This is a genomic window from Bacteroides sp. 2201st1_D9_2201SCRN_220225 (assembly GCF_040928965.1).
GTDB lineage: Bacteria > Bacteroidota > Bacteroidia > Bacteroidales > Bacteroidaceae > Bacteroides > Bacteroides stercoris.
The window spans coordinates 1-21,247 of record NZ_JBCODG010000039.1 but is presented as its reverse complement, the minus strand read 5'-3'; the positions used below and the strand labels follow the sequence as shown (position 1 = coordinate 21,247).

Genomic DNA, 21,247 nt, shown 5'->3' with positions numbered 1-21,247 from the left:
TTCCGTTTTCTGAATAATATTCACTAAAAGAAAGATGAATTCCGAAGTATCAGAATTTCGGAATTCATCTTTCTCTTTTTACAACTTACTCATCTTCCTCTCCCCACAAATCCTTATCCGAAGGAGCCTTTTTTATATTCCAGACTATTATCAAGCCAATAACCAGCAAGCATATCAAATATATAATCATAGACTTTGTTTAGTTTTCAAATAATTCAAATACAACAAGACTCCAATAGTTTATGTTCATTCTGAACACGAATAATGGTTTATTTCAGCACTTTATCCCGATACTCCGTGGGTGTCATTCCCTTTTTCTGCTTGAAACACTTACTGAAATAACGAGGGTCATTGATACCCACCATATAGGATATTTGCGTCATGGAATACTCACCGGTGGCTATCAACTGAGCTGCACGGTTGATACGCATTTCCTTAATGAACTCGATAGGCGCCAGTCCGGTCAAGGTTTTCAACTTCTTGAAGAATACGGAACGGCTCACGGCAAGTTCCTGCACAAAATCATCTACTACCAAGTCACCGTTATCCATGTTCTTCTCCATCAGTTCTATAAGTTTATCCATAAACTTACGGTCGTTGGGAGACATTGCCGCAGATTTATCCGTTTGAGGATTATCCTGGACATTACCGATACTCTGTTCATCGGCAACAGCTGCAACCGCTCCTGCCTGCATCAAGTTCTGGCGGTACAAAGTTTGCAGTTTCTGCCGCTGGGCAAGCAAGTTCTTTACACGTGCTTTTAAATAGGTGGCGCTGAAAGGTTTGGTTATATAATCATCAGCACCGTACTCCAATCCTTCCAACTTACTTTCGATGGACGACTTCGCCGTAAGCAACACAATGGGAATATGGCTGGTAGTCATATCAGCACGCAATTCACGGGTCATGGCGATACCGTCTTTTTCCGGCATCATCACGTCGCTGATAATAATATCCGGCAGAAACTTCAACGCCTTATTCAGCCCCTCCATACCATTGGCAGCCTCTACAATGCGATACTCGGAAGCGAAGATGCTGCGCAGGAAAATACGCAGTTCGGAGTTATCTTCTACCAGCAGCATCAAATCTTTGGATGCATCTCCACCGCCTTTTTCCTGAGAACCCGTTTCCGGTTGTGAGGGCTGCGCGTCTTCCGTATCCGCCGTTTGCCGGTGATAAGCCTCCAGACCAACTGTTATATCGTCCTGCATAAATTCCACCGATTCGTCATACTGCTCCTTGCCTTTCATAAAGTCAATCTTGAAGCAACTGCCTTCTCCCAACTTACTATCTACCGTAATCAAAGCTTTGTGCATCTCCACCAGTTCTTTTACCAATGACAAACCGATGCCGGTGCTTGGATTGAACAAATTACGGTCTACCAGATTCTCAAAACGGACAAAAATAGATTTCTTCTTGTTCTCGGCAATACCGATACCCTGGTCCTGCACGCCAATAGAAACGGTTTCCTCGTCCTCATGGATAAAAACCTTTATCATTTTTCCATTCGGAGTATATTTGAAAGCATTGGAGAGCAAGTTGAAAATAATCTTTTCATATTTATCGACATCCACCCACAGATAAAGTTCGGGCTTTTCCGTTTCGAACAAAAAGTCAATGTGATGCTCCTCGGCCACTGAATCGAAATTCTCCATTATCTTGCGGGTAAAGGCCACTACATTGACACGCTGCACCTGCATCTTCATTTTTTTGTTCTGAATCTTACGGAAGTCGAGTATCTGATTGATGAGACGCAACATACGATTTGTGTTGCGCTCCACAACCTGTAACTGTTCACGGGCATCCGCCGGCAGTTGCGTATGCTCCAGCACGTATTCCACCGGACCTGAAATCAGGGTTAAAGGAGTACGCAGTTCATGGGAAATATCTGTAAAGAAACGTAATTTCATATCTGTCATATGCTGTTCCACAACAACTTCGTGCTTCAGACGATAAATCGTAAACAAGATATAAACAGCCGTTATTATAATCAACAGAACAAACAGGACATACAGGAAATAGGCAAAAGGAGTTTCCCAAAAGGAAGGAAGCACTTCAATATCAAGCAAGCGCATGTTATCCGTCCATACTCCATCGGCATTGGTGGCACGTACCTTAAACACATAATGCCCTTTGGGCAGGTTGGTATAGGTGGCGGTACGCTGCTTGCCGACATAGTTCCAAGATTTCTCAAATCCCTCCAGAATATAGGCATACTGTATTCCGGCAGGTTCCGTATAGTCAAGTGCGGCAAAACGAATCGTGAAAATATTTTCCTCGTGCGAGAGTTGCAATTCACGGGTATCATCCAAACTCTCTTTCAATATATTTTTTTCATCCGGCACAACGTCTTCATTGGCTATAAGCAATTTGGAAAACACTAACGGCGGTACATATGTGCTCTTCCTGATAGAATCGGGATTGAACAGCAAGACGCCGTTGCTCGTACCAAACAGCAAGTCTCCCCACGAAGTATAGGCCGATGCCGCTTCGCTGAAGCGGACATGAGGCGAGACATGACCGTCTGCATAGTTTTCAAAACGTTCTTCTTCTGGAATAAATTTGCTGATGCCATTCTCCGTACTCATCCAAAGATTACCCCTGTTATCCTCACGTATGGAGAGCAATATATCCGAAGGCAATCCCTCGGCCACGCCATACGACTTGAATATTGCGTTGCCGGCAGCATCTATAGTCTGCAACTTATTCAGCCCGCCGCCGAAAGTAACCAGATAAAGTTCGTTCTTCCGGGTAGACAGAATATAGTGCACATCGTTATTACTCAAGCTGTTTACATCGTTCTGCACACGTACATAGTGATGAAACACTGCATCTTCGGGCTTCTTAAAATCACTGTTTACCATTAATGCGCCGACTGTAGTGGCAATCCATATATTTCCGCGATGGTCACCTGTAACGAAGCGTACTTTATGGCAATTATCTATAGGGAAACCTTTCAGGTTGTTACGGTGGTTAACAAATATCTCCCGTCCGCCACGGTTATGGGTGAGGTAGTTGATTCCTCCTCCAAAAGTGGCAACCCAGATACGGCCTTTCACGTCCTCATAAACACAATATACATTGTTGTCACTCAGGCTGTAGATATCATCCCTACTATGGCAATAGCGGGTCAGTTTATAATGTCCTCCACCCTGAGGCCGGGCTTTTACCAATCCCTCACCCTTGGTGGCAATCCAAATGTTGTGCTTACTGTCTTGAAATATGCAATAAGTATTTCCCTTTAACGGTATCCCCGCATGTGATATCGTACCTGTCTCCGTGAAGTATCCCAGTTCCGTGCGATTCTTATCGTAAATCCTTATTTTGCCGTCTTTCAGTCCCACCCAAAGATTATGCTCCGTGTCTTCGCAAAGAGCACGCACCTCATTGCTCAATGATTCATACCGATGAGGTTCCGGCGTCATCATACTGAAAAAGGAAGAGCGGAAAGTGATTTTCTCCAGTCCCTTGGAATGGGTGCACATCCACAGATTGCCTTGCCTGTCGGAAAAAGCAGAATGGATTTTATTGGAAAAACGCCAGTCGGTATCCGAAAAGCCGTTATAGAAAGGACGCAGGCAATTAGCAGCCTTATCGAAACGCGAAAAACCTCCGCCATAGGGATGCACCCAAACAGAACCGAAAATATCTTCGTGCACGTGAAAAGCCGGACGGGAACGGTCGGTAGATGTAGGCTCTACCGGGATTACTTCCGTTTTCAGCACTTTTGTCCTTGCATTAAAATGTGCAACGGTTCCCGCAATATCCTGCCCGAACCATACTTCCGAGTTTCTGTCTATATAAATGGAGTGAACAGGAGCACCCGGCAGACGGGAAGCCGGATAATGAACAGTTGTCTTAGCGGGCGTATTGTAAGTAAAAAATCCGTCTGTCTCTGTAACCATTATCAGATTATGTTCGTCAATCTTTCCTACAGCCACGATATGTGAGGCACAAGGCAACTGCAATAACAGAAACCGGCCGTTTTTCTTCTGATAACGCCATACGCGTCCGCTATCCGACCCGAAAAAGATTTCATTTCCACATTCCTGGGCTGTATAAAAAATTTGGCCGCCTTTCTCTTTCTTCAATGTTTTCTCTACGAAAAAGGACGTAAGGGCACCACTTCCGGCAGCAAGCATCCCCAGCCCGTTGTCAGTCAGCATCCACTCATTTCCGGAAGCATCCTCATAAACATCATATACGCGTGCGGCCGGGAACAAACCGTTATCAACTGAATACATCTCTGGCGAAAGGCGAAAACTCTCCGGATCGGTCTTGATGCGGATAGCCCCTTCTTCCTCCGAAAGCAACCAGACCGAACCGCAAGGCAATACCTTGATTGAAGTTACCACAAACCTGCTTCCTTCTTCTTTCATGGCAGGAACATGTTCAAATACTTCGGTACGGGGATTAAAACGCCAAGCCTGATTGTCGTAAGTGAGCAGCCACAGAAAGCCGTACCGGTCTTCGTACATATAGTCCACCCGGTTGTTTGTCAGGTTAATGCGGTTATCAAACTTTGCCTTATAAGTCCTGAAATCATACCCATCGAATTTATTGATGCCATCCCAAGTGGCAAACCACATATTTCCCTTTCTGTCTTGCAGAATATTCATGACAGTATTCTGCGAAAGTCCCTCTTCGGACGAATAATGGGTAAAGACACACTCCGGCTGTGCTCCGGACGGTAACGCAAATACAAACAATAAGCCTATGACCAGATATAGAAGTTTTCTCATAACATATTCGTTCTGTGGGGTAAAGATACGCATTTCGCCGAAAATATCGTATATTTGTCATTATTTTAAATACCACTATGAAACCAAGCGTTATACTTTATGCTGTTTTCCTTACCGTAAGTCTGGGTATAAAGGCTCAACAAGTTGATACGGTAAGTTATGAAGTGACAAAGAACATGCCCGTTTTCTACGAGCAACTGAAACAGCAACTTACCTATCCCGCAGCATGGGGAAAGTCTACCACAAAAGACTTTGGGAAATGGAGAATCGAAACACGAAATATAGTGATGGAGTGCATGCAGAATCTGCCACCTGCTCCCTCGAAATACGATATGTCTGTCGTCGGAACAGAGCAGCGGGCGGGATATGAAGCCCGCAAGATATGGTTTAATGTTTCGGAATGGTCCCGCATACCGGCTTATTTATTGGTTCCTGACGGAAAGGGGCCTTTTCCGGCTGTGATAATGCTGCACGATCATGGAGCACACTTTTCCATCGGCAAAGAGAAAATGGTACGTCCTTTCGGAGTCTCTCCGGAAATATCGGCTGATGCCGAAGATTGGGTGGTCCGTTGTTATGACGGACAATATACCGGAGATTACTTTGCACAAAACGGTTACGTAGTACTGTCTATCGACGCCCTGTTTTGGGGAGAACGCGGACGAAAGGAAGGAGTAAGTTATGACGGACAGCAGGCACTGGCTTCCAATTTCATGCAAATGGGGGCATCCTGGGGGGCTTTTATCAACATGGATGATGTGCGTAGTGCCGAGTTTCTGGCTTCACTGCCAATGGTAGATAAAAACAGGGTCGGTTGTTTGGGATTCTCGATGGGAGCCTACCGTTCCTGGATGCTGGCTGCGCTGACTGATTGTGTAAAAGCATCCGCTTCCATCTGCTGGATGAATACCACAGAGCATCTGATGACGCTGACTAATAATCAGAATAAGGGCGGTTCCGCCTTTTCAATGCTGATACCCGGCCTACGCCGCTACCTCGATTACCCGCACGTGGCAAGCATTGCATGTCCCAAACCAACCTTATTCTTCAATGGTACCCAAGACAAACTATTCCCTGTAGAAGGAGTAAAAGATGCCTATAGCATCATGCAGTCTGTTTGGCAGAGCCAGGAAGTCTCCGACCGTCTGGTTACTAAAATATGGGAAGAGAAGCACTTTTTCAATAAAGAGATGCAACGGGAAACTTTGGAGTTCTTTAATAAATGGTTGAAATAAATCTCGTTTGGAATCCAATCATGAAACGAATCGGAATACTATTCACTTTTTGTATACTCAGCATCACTGTATGTCTAGCGCAATTGCCACACACCTTTACACAATATACTTCTAAGGATGGACTTGCACAGAAAACCATACAGGGAATTATGCAAGACCATAAAGGAATTATGTGGTTCGCCACATGGGATGGACTTTATAAATTTGACGGATATACATTCAAGAACTATAAAGCACAACCGGGAGATAGTATCGGACTAAGCAACAACCGCCTGGACAACATAAAAGAGGATAAATACGGCTATATCTGGGTGCGAAGCTATGACCACCAGGTTTATCGGTTTAATCCAAGAACCGAACAATTTCAGGCAATTCCTTATGAAAACTATCTGTCTCAGGACATATATGTGCTTTCATGTGGAGATGTATGGGTAGTTACTGCACTCAATGAATTAATCCGCATAACCATTCAGCCCGACACCCGGGAAATGAAAGCTACCAATTTCTTCAAGTCTCATCAAATCTCATCTTCAGAACGAATTAACTCTATCTTTCAAGATAAGCAACAAAACCAGTGGATACTTACAGAAAACGGGTTATACAGGTTGAGCAAGGATAAGGAGGAAGAGCAACTATCCTCCTACTTCGTCTCTCCCTCAGCCAAGGATAAGCAACCCTTTTACGATGCATTAGAGAATGAGCATGCCATTTACTTTACCTCCAAACGAGGTTGGATGTACGAATACCACCCCGATAACGGTCAGTTTTCACGACAAGAATTCACCACCCACTCCTCTATAAAGTCTGTCCGGCAACTAAAGCACGATAAACTATTTATCGGTACAGCATCCGACGGCTTCTTCATTCACGACCTCAAGAACAAAAGTTTTCGCCATTACAACACCTCCACCTGCTCTTCATTAAGGGATAATCAGATAAAGGAAGCATATGTAGACTCCAACGGAGAAATCTGGATACGCCTGCAAACTAAAGGAGTAACACATTTCAACCCGGAAAACGAACAATTCGATTTCTTCATTCTAAAAGATAAATATGGGAAAGATATAGTTGATTCCCGCCCCGAGATGTATATCTATGAAGATATAAACGGAGCTTTATGGCTGCACCCCTCCGGCGGTGGATTTGCCTGGTATGACCGTAAAAACAATCGGATAAAGCCCTTTTATAACCCAGCTTTACAATCCGGATGGAGCTCCGACAATAAAGTCACCGCTATTTTCACTGATAAACAAGGTAATCTATGGTTGGGGTCATATGGAAACGGGCTGGAGAAAGTATCTTTCAATACCAACCACTTCCATCTTTTAACAGCCGCTCCGGATGATCCGGAATTTCCCGGCAGCAACATTCGTGCTATCTATCAAGACCGTGACGGATATCTATGGACCGGAAACAAAGATAAGATAGTGCGGGTTTACGACAAAGAACAACGCTACATAGGTAATCTTACAGCACAAGGAACCATTTCTCCCCACGCCACAGATGAGTTGGGCATTGCCTATGCCATCACGCAGGACCATGAAGGAACTATCTGGATTGGTACCAAAGGCAACGGGCTATTTGCAGCCACTCCCCAAAACAAACCATTGACCTATCGCCTGAAGCAATACACAGCCGATACTGACAACATATACAGTCTGAGTGGTAATGAAATCTATAGTTTGTATGAAGATAAACAGCAACGAATTTGGATTGCAACATTTGAGGGCGGAGTAAACTATCTGGAAAAAGGAGTGAATGAAGAATCCGCCCGGTTCATTAACTACCGGAACCGGTTAAAAAACTACCCCATTACCCAGTGTAACCGCACGCGCTTCATAACTTCTGATACCCAAGGCAATATCTGGATAGGTAGTGCCACAGGATTGCTGATGTGCGAAGGAGATTTCAGCGAACCGGAGAAGATCACTTTCCATCGCTATAGCCGCATACCGGGTAACCCGCAAAGCCTCAGCAATAATGATGTGCACAATATCTTTTTCACTCAAAAAGGAGAAATGTATGTGGCTACTTTTGGAGGTGGGCTGAACAGATTACTATCACTCAACAAAGAGCAGGCCACATTTAAAGCCTATACCATGAAGAATGGGCTTCCCTCAGACGTGTTATTATCCATCGAAGAAGATGCAGACGGCAATTTGTGGTGCGCCACCGAAGAAGAGCTTTGCAAGTTTATACCGGATACGGAGAAGATCACAAACTACCCTTCCAGAGTTTTTCCGAGACGAATTAATTTCAGCGAAGGAGCTGCGCTACGCACACATTCCGACTATCTGATGTTCAACACTGTGAAAGGTATCCTTTATTTCTTTCCAGATTCAATCCACACCAGCACTTATACTCCGCCAATCATTTTTACCCGCCTGCAGCAAGCGGAAAAGACGGTAACACCCGAAGAAGGCGGCATACTAATCACCCACATTGATGATACCCAACTCCTGACATTGCCACATGACAAGAATGGATTCAGTATTCAGTTTGCAGCGTTGGACATGAAATACCCTGATAACATTTCTTACTCCTACCAACTGGAAGGGTTCGAAAAAAACTGGAATGATATAGGGAACCAGCGCACCGCCACTTACACCAATCTTCCCAAAGGACATTATACCCTGAAAGTTCGCTCCACCAACAGTGACGGCGTATGGGTAGAAAATACACGCACATTGCATATCACTGTGCTCCCCTCTTTCTGGGAAACCCCTTGGGCGTATCTTCTCTATGTACTCTTCATCCTGTTAGTCATTTTCACAGCCGCCTATATTCTCTTTACCATTTTCAGGCTTAAGCATAAAGTCTCTGTCGAGCAAGAGATTTCAGATATCAAGCTACGTTTCTTTACGAACATCTCTCATGAACTGCGTACCCCGTTGACCCTGATTGCCGGTCCCATAGAGCACGTATTGCAACATGGTAAGCTAGATAATGAAGAAAGGGAACAATTGATGTTAGTGGAACGTAACACGAACCGCATGCTTCGCCTTGTCAATCAGATACTGGACTTCCGCAAAATCCAGAACAAGAAGATGAAAATGAGAGTGCAACAGATAGATCTTATCCCCTTCACCCGCCAGATTATGGAAAGCTTCAACAGGCTGGCAGACGAACATCAAATAGACTTTGGAATGACTACGCAAGTCTCCCAACTCAAAATATGGGCGGACCCGGATAAACTGGAGAAGATATTATTTAATCTGTTATCAAATGCATTCAAATATACGCCTCAGGGCAAGCAAATTAGAGTTATCGTGCAAGATGAAGAAGATGAAGTAATGATTGCGGTAGAAGACCAAGGCATTGGCATTGCCGAAAGCAAGCAGAAATCCCTATTCATCCGTTTTGAAAACCTAGTGGACAAGAACCTGTTCAATCAGGCCAGCACCGGCATCGGTCTTTCGCTCGTAAAAGAGCTGATTGATATGCATCACGGAACGATAAATATCCATAGTAAGCCCGGTGAAGGAAGTTGCTTTACGGTAAAACTCCCCAAAGGCAAGGAGCATTTCGACGAAACTGTTGAGTTCATCCTGACTGATTACACCATAACTGATGTTGCTCCGGGATACATGAATGCCTCACTAACCTCCCTTGCCGAAAGCGAAGGAGAGAAACTAAATAATGAAAAGGAGACCATCCTAATTGTAGAAGATAATCAAGAACTGCGCTTCTTCATCAAGACCATCTTCATCCAGCATTTCAATGTGATAGAAGCCGAAAATGGAATTATCGGATTGGAAAAGAGTAAGAAATACCTTCCGGATATTATTATCAGCGACGTGATGATGCCCGAGAAAGACGGCATTGAGATGGTGCGTGAGCTTCGCGAAGACATGAGCACCAGCCATATTCCTATCGTAATGCTTACAGCCAAGTCGACCATTGAGAGCAGAATAGAGGGTCTGGAATCAGGGGCGGATGATTATATTACAAAACCATTCAGCGCAGCTTACCTGAAAGCACGGATTTTCAATCTGATTGACCAGCGCAAGAAGTTGCAGGCATTGTTCTGTGCCAGCCTGTTACCCACATCCATCGAGCAACAGCCGAGCGAAGGAAAGGAAGCATCTCCTGCCCTCTCCCCAAACGACCGGAAATTTATGGATAAAGTAATGGAAACCATAGAAAAGCATCTAGATAACGGCGACCTCATGGTTGAGGATATTGCTAATGAAGTAAATATGAGCCGCTCCGTATTCTTTAAAAAGCTGAAAACACTGACCGGATTATCGCCCGTTGAGTTCCTAAAAGAAATACGTATGAAACGTGCCGCCCAACTGATAGAAACTGATGAATACAGCATGGCTCAGATAGCTTACATGGTGGGGCTTAATGATTCTCACTATTTCAGTAAATGCTTTAAGCAACAATATGGCATTACCCCAACTGAGTACAAAGAAAGCCGGAAGCCGAACATGGATTAACGGAAAGATATCGAATGCATTTTGCTCCTTCTCTGGCAAAACCTTGCCAAAGAAGGGGCTAATTGTTGCCAAGGCTGCGGCAAGACACCTTTGCTACCAGCCTTTGATCTACAGACTTTTATTCAAGAATGACAAAACTGCTTCCTGCACCTTTATCCCGCAATCATGCGGCATATCCCATAACTCAGTAACAAGTTTATCACCTGCCGAACGGCTTTCCCATACCTTCCTCATTTCGGCAAAAGCCGCATTGACACCCACCGGAGGAAACAATTTATCATGCTCGCCATTCAGGAAAAACATGGGCTTGGGACAAGCTATGGAAGCGATATGCGGATAATCCAGATAACGTCTGATACCCGGCAACATATTGGCAAAGCCTCCTCTTTCGCGTCCATACTCCCACGAGAACTGGCAATCCGTAGTCACCATCCAGCAAACTGCTGCACCTGCCTTTACTTTATCTGTCAGCGCCGAAAGCATCCAGGCACGGTAAGCTCCCATGGAGAAGCCCATACAACCGATGCGTTCAGGGTCAACTTCCGGAAATGTCGCCAGAAAATCAGTGGTATACATGTCTTCATAGTTCATAAAAGCACTCCAACTACGTCCCAACATCATAAAGTTACCCGCTACAGCCATATGACTGTCACCGTCAATCCCTTCTTTACGCCCGCGTTCGCCCCAGAATATGGCATCAATAGAGATAACCACATAACCATGAGCCGCCAGATAATCGCCTACATATTGCCCACCATAGCATTGTTTAGCCCATGCATCAGCATCAGCTAACACCTCAGAAGACACACCGAAGGGACGGATCATTTTCTCTTTACCAATTGTATAATGACCTCCGTGGTCATGAAGAAGTACAACTGCCGGAAATGGTCCTTCGCCGTCAGGAACCAGCATATAGGCATTCACACGCGAATAGCCCGTCAGGTTGAAACGCAGTTTCCTTGCTTTATACCCATCCCGTTGTTCTTCCGCAACTACCTCCAATTTATAATCAGTAGTATAAGGAGGCGGGGCCAACATGGCATCCAGCACTGCATTACGCGCCTTCTTACGCCATTTCTTAAAGTTCTTGACCGGACTGTTTCCCCAAGCCATAGGGTACGTCAACTCTTGCTTTAGCTGGTCCAAAAAAACCGGTATCTCTCTCTCCAGCTCGTAGCCGGATAAATGCTGAGAAAGGGCAGCCACCGAAGTGACCAGCCCTAACACGCAAAGAATGATAGTTTTTATCATACTAAAAACATATATTAATAATTCGGATTTTGTTTCAAATTAGGATTATTATTCAACTGAATGGCAGGTATTGGATAAATTCCTCTCCACTCTTCTGTTACACCGGTTTTATAAAACCAAGTATCTGTGAAGTAAGATCCAAAACGAATCATATCACGGCGACGTTGATTCTCCCAAATGAATTCACGGGCGCGTTCTTCTTCTATCTTTTTCAGGGTCAGTTCATCCCAATCGGCCACTCCGCTACGCCGACGCACCTGATTGACCAATTCGAGTGCTTCGTCCAACTGTATTCCTTGCCTGAACAAAGCCTCAGCCTTCATAAGAAGAACATTGGAATAGCGTTCCAAAATATAATCATTATCCGCTTTACTGCCGGACCATGCCACACCTATCGGTGAATACTTCAATACCCTGTAGCCTTCATTATCCTGTGCGGCAACCATATCCTTGATAGTTGTCAGTACGAGTTGAGTACCTTTATCATCACATAGCGGAGTCACTCCATCCTGATAATACTGAGGACCATATTCCAGAAGTTCCAGACGTTCATCACCTTCTTCATATCTCTTCAAGGCATCATCAGTGAAGCAATATCCATTGGCCGGAGCAAAAGATAAGTTATACTTTTTCTGGTCGAGAGCATGCTGAGTATAAAGTATAAACTCATTTCCATCCACACCTTTCGACGGGTCTACTGCAAAGGAAGAAATGACTTCCGTCGAGTTTGCTTCGTTGGTGGCAAGGAAACAGTCTCCCACTTTATTTTCCAGTGAATAGGCATTGGTTCCGATAACATGATCACACATCGTCACCACATCAGCCCAATGAGCCTCGCCGGCATACACCTCAGCATTCAGGTAGACGGAAGCCAACGCTGTATATACCGCCTCTTTTGTCAAACGAGGATAATAAGCAGTACGATTCACTTCTTTAATGGAAGGCAACTCCGCAGCCGCCTCTGTAAACTCTTTTACCACGAATTCATAAACTTCCTTTCTGGATGCAGTTTTCGGCAAATCATTCGCATCCACTTTAGCTTCTGTGAAAAGAGGAACATTTCCGAAATAATCCATCGCGTAATAATATCCGTAGGCACGAAGAGCCCGTGTCTCTGCAATCAGGGCTTTCAAGTCATCTTTCATGGGAGAGGCTTCCATACTGGCTATCACAGCATTGGCAGCGCCGATTCCCGGAAACAAATAGGTTCCCCAGCAGGTTTCAAGACGGGCATTATCCGGTGTTATCTTATGCGCCATTATCTGCATATTGCTTTCGTCATACCAACCACCACTGGCACGCCCCGGACAGAAAAACTCATCTGTACCAAACTCTCCTATTCGCCAGCCATCACCGCCAGCTTTGGACATATATGCCAAATATTGATATACACCGACTACAGAAGAGAGAGCCTCTTCTTCTGTCTGATAATAGGTCTCAGGAGAAAGTCTGCCATATAACTCTTCATCCAAATTAAGGCAACCGGACAACATACTGATTCCGACGCCACAAGCAACTATGCTTTTAAATATTCTTTTTGTTTTCATCTTCTGATAATAAATTAAGGTTAAAATGAAACGTTGATACCCATTGTGAAAGTACGTGCTTTTGGATAACTCAGATAGTCGACACCCATCGGAGCTACGCCAGTTCTTGAAACTTCGGAGTTTACTTCAGGGTCCAGACCAGAATATCCGGTGATGGTGAACAGATTCTGACCGGAGACAAATACACGTGCATGGGTAATACGCAACGGTTTGAAACTGAAATCATAACCCAAAGAAAGATTATCCATACGCAGGAACGAACCATCTTCTATAAATCTGGAAGAGAACACCTTGGCTTCTTCACGGTTCACACCAGCGGTCACAGCTTCTTTCAACACATTTCTACCCGGCAGGTTATTCAGATAAGCAAGATTATTCGCCGTACAGTTATATACATCATTGCCTACACTACCGCGCAGATTCATGCTCAAACTCCAGTTTTTATAGCGCAAAGTGGTAGAGATGCCGTATGTAAAGTCGGGCTGTGCACAACCGATGATTTCAGACTCACCATCATTGGCAAATTGTTCTTTTCCATCCTTGATGCCAATAAACTTCTTTCCATAAAAGGTTCCCAAAGGTTGTCCCGGCATAACCAACTGGGCATAAGAACCGGAAAGACCCTGCCCCTGACAAGGAGCCACCTTCATATTTTCACCGGTCCACTTATCATTCGACAGACTTATCAACTCATTCTTATTACGACTGAAGTTCAGATTTATATCCCATGAGAAATCCTTTGTACGCAACACATCGAATCCCAAATCAATTTCAATACCCTGATTCTTTACAGAACCTACATTAGCAATCTGCGAAGTAATCAAAGACGGAGAAGGAACAGCTACGGAAAGCAGCAAATCGGTGGTTTTCTTATAGTAATAATCAATACTACCATGAATTCTTCCGTTGAAAAGTCCGAAATCCAAACCTATATCCGTCTGTGCAGTCTGTTCCCACTTTATATCCGGATTGGAATATTGTTGCGGCAACACAATGGTCACTTTTTCACCGCCTACCAAATATCCGTTAGTGCTGGCTCCCAGCGTATTCAGGGAATTATAGTTGCCTATTTCCTGATTACCTGTGATACCATAGCTGACACGCAGTTTCAGGTCGGTAAGAATATCGCTATGATAGAATTCTTCTTGAGAAATTCTCCAGGAAGCTGCAGCCGAAGGAAAAACACCCCACTTGTGGTCGGCACCAAAACGGCTGGAACCATCACGACGTACAGTAGCAGTAAACAGGTATTTATCTCCATAATTATAGTTTATACGGCCATACATAGATATAAGTGTGTTACTTTCAGCAAAACTGCTTATGCTCTCCACTGTCTTTGCCGCAGCAAGGCTATACCATTTGAATGTATCAGACAAAAAGCCATAGGCACGGGTATGGTTACCTTCATCATAGAAATATTGGTAAGAGTAACCCAACATGGCATCAATAGAGTGTTTGCCAAACTTCTGATTATATTTCAGGATAGTTTCCAACAATCTAGAATAGTCTTGCAACTTTTGTACACTGACGTAGCCACCATTACCATTACCAAGCAGATTGCTTTTGGATATATAGGAATTACGCTCAATCGAATTATAAGTGTAACCCAAATTCACCTGAAACGTGAAAGGTTTGTAGAAATTCCAGTCTGCGGTCAGATTACCCAAAAACTTCCTGTTCTTACGTTCGTCCAAAATCTCCGATGCGAAAGACACCGGGTTAACACGATAAGGAGGTACATCATAGAAATCACCTTCATCATTATAGACCGGATAAGTTGGATTAAAAACATAAGCTTCGTATAGCATGCTACTTCCCATTTCACTACCAACCGTATTGGATACCGGTGCCTGATCGGCATTTGTTTCACCATAGTTCAAGTTCATGCTCAATTTTAGTTTGCCATCCAGTGCCGTATGATTAATATTCATACGGGCATTGGCACTAGTCATACCGGAACCTAACATGACTCCTTCCTGATCGCTATACCCCAAAGATGCACGGTAGTTTGTATCCTCACCCCCACTCATGAAAGAAAGGTAATGGTTCTGAGAGATTGCCGTACGAAAAATACGGTCTTGCCAGTCTGCATTATCACCTTTATCATCCAATGTCAGTCCTAAATCATTCACTGCCTTACGATATTCATCACCCGTCAATACATCCAGCTTATTGCTCACATTAGAAATACCTAAACTATAGCTATAGTCCAATTGCTTCACTCCTTTCTTTCCTTTCTTGGTAGTAATCATAATAACCCCATTAGCACCACGGGAACCATAAATGGCAGTAGCAGAAGCATCTTTCAGGATATTGATGGATTCAATGTCATTAGGGTTAATAGAAGCCAGGGGATTCACCGACTCCTGATCGAAGAAGTCCGTATTACTACCATTGGAAGCAATATGACTAGAACTTACACCAGCAGAGCTATTAATAGGTACGCCATCAATTACATATAATGGGTCATTGGAAGCGGAGATGGATGTACCTCCACGGACACGGATTGTATTAGAACCACCAGGTTTACCACTATTCTGGCTGATATTTACACCAGAAAAGGCGCCCTGCATCAACTGCTGAGGACTCAAGTCAGTACCCACCTTAAATCGGTCGCTACTAATGGAAGATACGGAACCGGTTAAATCGGACTTTTTCATTGTTCCGTAACCTACTACTACCACTTCTTCCAAAGCCTGGGCATCATCCAACAGTACTACATCAATCGTACTCTGTGAACCTACTACAATTTCTTGTGCCATATATCCTATATAAGAAAACACAAGAGTGATTTTTCCGGAGGGAACAGGCAAGGTATATTTACCATCCATATCGGTAATTGTTCCTACGCTTGAATTACCCTTCACAGTAACATTCACACCAATCAACGGCTCTTGCGTCGAGTCAGTCACCGTTCCTGTAATCGTCTTGTTTTGTGCATACAAACATTGTGTCAATATTAATGCCAATACAAAACATAACTTTCTAAAGTCAAAATGCAGTTTGTTTTTCATATTAATACATTTGGAGTTAATAAATAAAGATTCAAAGTTTCTCTATAAGATTTTGTCTTTCACCTTACTATGCAAAGAAGGGGATTATCTTGATTTTTAAGGTGAAAAATATACTCAAATCGGTTAAAAAAATAGTCTAACTAACTCAGAACGTCTCTATGGAAGAGCTTTAAACAATTATTCCACATGTTTTCTGCACATTTTTATCCTTCGGCAATCGATTATTCTACAACGGAGAGGTTTATAAAAAATCCCCTCTGATATATTACCCCAAAAATATATCAGAGAGGAAAGTACATAGAATAATTCTTGCTTATTTCATGTGTTTCAATATCCACTTCAAATGCCCATACTCCGTAGCTTCGGATGTCCAGTGTTCGTTAATAGGAGTGATTAGCGCTTCTTTTGGGCAATTCAACACATTATATACGATATAACTGGTAGTGGGCGGACAAGTATCATCATTGTATCCCCAAGTCATGTAAGTAGGAATTTTTATCCGGCGGGCAAAGTTTACTACATCATAATAAGCCATTGTATTCAGCTTATCGGCAGTATCCATACCTGCTACACGGAAGAAATGCGGATAACCTCCCGCTCTGCCAGCCTTATAGCCTGCCATATCGCTTAAAGCCGGATGATTGGCTACACACGCTGTTACCCGTGTATCCAGTCCGGCGGTAATCAATGCTAAAGCACCTCCCTGGCTACCCCCTTGCACAATGACATTCTTACCGTCCCATTCGGGTAAAGAAGTTAGAAAGTCAATACTGCGGACACATGCCAGATAAACGCGTCTCATGTAATAATTATCCTTATTATCCAGTCCGTTTGATAAATACCCGTTCTCTCTGCCGTTGAACGCATTACTGATTTCCTTGAACTCCGCTTCGGACATCTCCGGATTGAGTCCATGTATCTCCATCTCAAAACGGATACATCCCTGCTCTGCATAGTATTTATGACGAAGAGGGGCTTTGATGGTTTTGATTCCTGCACCCGGCGGACAAAGCACTACCGGGCAAGCACCTTTCTGCATATTCCGGGGACAGGTTAAATAGCCGTAAATACTTTGTCCCCGACTGTTCAACTGTAGTTTAACCAAGTAACAGTCTATCTTGTCGGTAGAATACTTTTCAACCCGCTCTTTCGTATACAACAAAGGGAAAGTTGCAATTTCAGACTTACTCTTATCCCAGAATTCATCGAAATCGGCAGGCATCTTCGTATAAGGTTGAAGTTTATCGGGTGAGAAACCTACCTTTACATGATGTTTATAAGTTTTTCCAGCGATAGTAGCCTGTAAACGGCAATCCCGGAATCCGGGTTGCTTCATTGTGCCGATAGTAACAACGGCTCTACCATTCTTCAACGTAACAGAGCCTTTCGTATCCGAAGGCATCATGTCATCTCCAAGTTCATAACAGACAGTTACACCATCCTGCGGGATGCCGTACTTATAGAATTGTACTTCTACGGTAGCTTTCTCCCCTGTCTGATAGAGCCAATCGGCATGATTGGGTACGGTAACCCAAAGTACATCGCTCCTGTAAGGATAATTTTCCGCACTGGCAGTCAATACCAAACCCAATAGCAGAGTAAGAACACCCAATATTGTTTTATTCTTTACCATGTCAGAATTGTTTTATCAATCAACGTTTAATGTTTACCAATGCATTGCCGTTAGCAATCGGATTCCAACCGTCAGTACCGGCAAGAACGGACTCTATTTCATATCCTTCCGTATCTTTCAACTGATGGGAGAAAGCAGCGCGTGCTTTAGGATTAGCACCCGGGCCATAGCTGTCGTACTCTGCATAGAAAACGGTTTTCTCAGCATCTTTCTTATTCCAGTTATGCCAACCGACCGGAAGAATATGCTTTCCTAAATCGCAATGAATGAACACAGCCTGAGCAAAAGGACGCCACGGACGGGACAAATAAACATTCTTCACGTTGGCATCCGCAGTTAATTTGCAGTCATAAAATACATAGCCGTATTTCTGTCCTTCATCGGTAGAAGGAGCCGTGACATACCCGTCACGTTTACTATGAATATGGCAGCGGTTGAATACCGCCGTAGACCAACCGAATATAAAATCGACCGTACCCTCTATATAACAATCTTCATAATACTGCCTCACTCCCTTCCCATACGTATAGAGTGTATCTTGAAATCCGAGAAAACGGCAGTTCTTGAAATAAGCACGGTCGGCACTGACAAAACAGGCAACCGCCTGCCCTACCGGACCGGATGTATTCTCGAACGTGATATTCTCCACATAAAAATCGGGCGCATAGATATAACAGGAAGATGAACCGGACGTACCTTTGTTCTCTCCAAAGAGATTCTGTTTATTGGCATAGTCGTCATAGGATATGACAACTCCTTCCTGTCCTATCAAAGAGATATTAATCTTACTTTCGGGCACAATCAGTTTTTCTTTATATACGCCTTTACGTACCAATATCGTGGTGCGTACATTTTTACGGAAATCGGGTACGGCATTAATAGCTTCCTGTACAGTAAAGAAATCGCCACTGCCATCCTGAGCTACCACGAAATCATAATGGCGGACATATTTTGCCAATTCCGGCACTTCTTTGGCAATGGCATCTACTGTAATACCGGCTATGACACGTGCACCGTATATATTGAGGTGAGTATTGTCTTCACGACCTTTAGGCATGGCAGCAATTGTGTTGGCGGGCACCCACATAAAGAGTTTCTTCGATTCTTTCGGTCCCAAGCCTTCTACCAAATCGTGGGTGAGTTTGTTCATATCAATAAAAGGAACATTCAACTCCTTTGCTACATTGCGCGGAGAATCCAGATATGCTCCGTGCGTATCAATCAGTTTGTCTCCTTCCACCACATTCTTTTCCTGAGAGGCGTCTTGCTTGGCATCAGGATTGATTCCCTTGCGAATATCATCCTGAAGAATAGCTTCCGCTACGGCTTTATTATCGGCCGTACCAAAGTTACGGCGCACAATGGAGTTGAACAGAACAGGAATACCGCCTTTCGCACGAGTCTCATTAACAAACTTACGCAGGTTGGCATCAAAGGTTGTTCCCGGGTCTGTATGGCGGTCGGCTTTGGGCTTTTCGTCGTTGTGCCCGAACTGAATAAAAACATAATCGCCTTTCTTTATCAGTGAAAGCACTTTGTCCCAGCGCCCCTCATCGATAAAACTCTTGGAACTGCGTCCGTTCATGGCATGATTATCCACCCGTATGTCTTCAGAAAAGAAACCGGGCAGGACATGCCCCCACCCTCTTTCGGGATTACCGCCCACCAACGACTTATTTGACATCGTAGAATCACCAATCATAAAAATGGTAATTACCGGCTTATCGGCCTTGAAAGCGGAACACAAGAAAAAAGCTGCCAACAGCAGAATCAATTTACTTTTCATGGTTTTTCAAACTTATTATTTATCGCTATATTTGTATCAGTAAAATTATCATTCACACAATGAAAAGAACAAGAAGCAATGCGTTTATTCTCGAAAACGAGAAAGCATGGGAACCCGCCGGAGAGGGCGTTGTTCGTCAGATTTTGGGGTACGACGGTCAGGTAATGCTCGTCAAGGTTAAATTTGAACAAGGTGCAGTAGGTACACCGCATACCCATTATCATACTCAAACAACTTATGTGGCAAGCGGTAAATTTGAATTCACGGTTAACGGTGAAAAACAAATCGTATCGGCTGGCGATGGTGTTTATATCGAACCGGATGCCGAACATGGATGCACTTGTCTGGAAGCCGGTATATTAATCGACTGCTTCAGTCCTATGAGAGCGGATTTTCTGAAACCGTAAGATAAACTTAGGGTTTCCATTCACTGCATATCTTGAAAAGATAATCCGGTTCCTCATATTTTGCAACATCCTTCCGGGTCAGTTGCTTTACCCATTTTACCCGATTTGTATTATCAGCCCCCTCTCCCGTATTACCATATTCAGCATAACGGGCTGTTTTTTCATTCTCCGGATTACGCCAATTATCCCATCCTGCCGGACAGATATGTTTACCCATCTCGCAGTTAATGAACACTGTAGCTGCATAGGGACGCCACGGACGCCCCAAATAAACCTTATCAACGTCCGGTGCGGCAGTCAGCTTACAGTTCTTAAAAACATATCCCACTTCAATGTCTTTCGGAGTGGAAGCTGCCGTGATGTACGAATTGGCTTTACTATGAATCGTGCAATTATGGAACAATGCCGTAGAAGGACCGAAAATAAAATCGGTAGTACCTTCAATATAACAATTCAGGAAGCAGAGACGAGTACCTTTTGCACCGGTGTAAATAGTATCCTGATTGCCCAAAAAGCGACAATTGATAAAGACCAAGCGGTCACCTTCCGTATGAAGCGCAACTGCCTGCCCCAGCCGTGCAGCATTGTTCTCTATCGTCAAGTTCTTAAAAGTGATGGAACTTCCTTCCACTTTCAAAGTATAGGTACGGAAAGTTCCCATCTTATTTATATTGGCATGATCATCGTAGGTGATAATCGTATTTTCTACATTTTCACCGATGAAATCGACGTTTTCCAACCAAGAAGGAAGAACAACCTTTTCCTTATATACACCCTTTTTAACCAAAACTGTCACCTTATAATCCATAAAGGCGCGGATACCCTCCATTGCTTCGGTCAGCGTACGGTAATCTCCCGTGCCGTCACGGGCTACAACAATCGTATCTTTCCACTGCTGCGCCGCGGATAACGAACCGACCCCGCAAAGCAGGGTTATTATAAAACTACACAGTGCTTTCATAGTTACTTTCGCTATCATTTCCGGTTAACAATCACTTTCACGTCCTGAAGACGTTCCCACTCCAATGATGCAAGAATAAACGGACCTACAGCTTTGGGGTCATTGTTGCGGATAGTTTCATTGATATAATAATCATAATCTCCCGAACGATAGACCTTTCCGCCAAGTCCTGCTACGGCACAAGCCTTTGTGATGCTTACCACACCGTTTTTATCCACTTCTATAAAGT

11 protein-coding genes are annotated in these 21,247 nt (G+C 43.9%); 3 read left to right on the top strand and 8 right to left on the bottom strand.

Annotated elements, in window-relative coordinates:
- Window positions 1–269: 269 nt before the first annotated feature.
- Entirely contained in the window at window positions 270–4,742 is a 4,473-nt protein-coding gene (locus AB5903_RS13645) for a two-component regulator propeller domain-containing protein (protein WP_117899225.1), read from the bottom strand.
- Window positions 4,743–4,819: 77 nt separating this feature from the next.
- Between AB5903_RS13645 and AB5903_RS13640 the strand changes: the two genes are divergently transcribed.
- Complete coding sequence (locus AB5903_RS13640; RefSeq protein WP_272710062.1) at window positions 4,820–5,977, top strand: dienelactone hydrolase family protein; 1,158 nt, start codon at window positions 4,820–4,822, stop codon at window positions 5,975–5,977.
- Window positions 5,978–5,997: 20 nt separating this feature from the next.
- Window positions 5,998–10,419 carry a two-component regulator propeller domain-containing protein gene (locus AB5903_RS13635; RefSeq protein WP_181987252.1) on the top strand — a complete coding sequence of 1,474 codons (4,422 nt, stop codon included), beginning with the start codon at window positions 5,998–6,000 and terminating at the stop codon, window positions 10,417–10,419.
- 108 nt (window positions 10,420–10,527) lie between these two features.
- Here the strand turns inward: AB5903_RS13635 and AB5903_RS13630 are convergent, their stop codons facing one another.
- From AB5903_RS13630 to AB5903_RS13610, 5 genes are all read right to left on the bottom strand, one after another.
- On the bottom strand, window positions 10,528–11,670 hold the full coding sequence (locus AB5903_RS13630) for a dienelactone hydrolase family protein (RefSeq protein ID WP_368117942.1): 1,143 nt from the start codon (window positions 11,668–11,670) through the stop codon (window positions 10,528–10,530).
- 14 nt (window positions 11,671–11,684) lie between these two features.
- Window positions 11,685–13,217 (bottom strand): RagB/SusD family nutrient uptake outer membrane protein, encoded by a 1,533-nt coding sequence (locus tag AB5903_RS13625; protein WP_272710064.1) that lies wholly within the window; start codon window positions 13,215–13,217, stop codon window positions 11,685–11,687.
- Window positions 13,218–13,237: 20 nt separating this feature from the next.
- Window positions 13,238–16,231 (bottom strand): TonB-dependent receptor, encoded by a 2,994-nt coding sequence (locus AB5903_RS13620; protein WP_005657428.1) that lies wholly within the window; start codon window positions 16,229–16,231, stop codon window positions 13,238–13,240.
- Window positions 16,232–16,544: 313 nt separating this feature from the next.
- On the bottom strand, window positions 16,545–17,864 hold the full coding sequence (locus tag AB5903_RS13615) for an acetylxylan esterase (RefSeq protein WP_272710065.1): 1,320 nt from the start codon (window positions 17,862–17,864) through the stop codon (window positions 16,545–16,547).
- 19 nt (window positions 17,865–17,883) lie between these two features.
- The gene (locus tag AB5903_RS13610; protein WP_272710066.1) at window positions 17,884–19,650 is read right to left on the bottom strand and encodes a pectinesterase family protein; all 1,767 of its coding nucleotides are present in this window, start codon (window positions 19,648–19,650) and stop codon (window positions 17,884–17,886) included.
- Between the two features lie 59 nt (window positions 19,651–19,709).
- Here AB5903_RS13610 and AB5903_RS13605 point away from each other — a divergent pair, with 59 nt between their 5' ends.
- Entirely contained in the window at window positions 19,710–20,057 is a 348-nt protein-coding gene (locus AB5903_RS13605; protein ID WP_016661896.1) for a cupin domain-containing protein, read from the top strand.
- Between the two features lie 7 nt (window positions 20,058–20,064).
- On the opposite strand, the gene AB5903_RS13600 is transcribed toward AB5903_RS13605, so the two are convergent.
- Both AB5903_RS13600 and AB5903_RS13595 read right to left on the bottom strand, forming a co-directional pair.
- A complete protein-coding gene (locus tag AB5903_RS13600) occupies window positions 20,065–21,018 on the bottom strand; it encodes a pectinesterase family protein (protein ID WP_117667589.1) in 954 nt (317 codons plus the stop codon).
- Window positions 21,019–21,032: 14 nt separating this feature from the next.
- The coding region (locus AB5903_RS13595; protein ID WP_368117941.1) for a glycoside hydrolase family 88 protein at window positions 21,033–21,247 on the bottom strand (215 nt) is incomplete at its 5' end.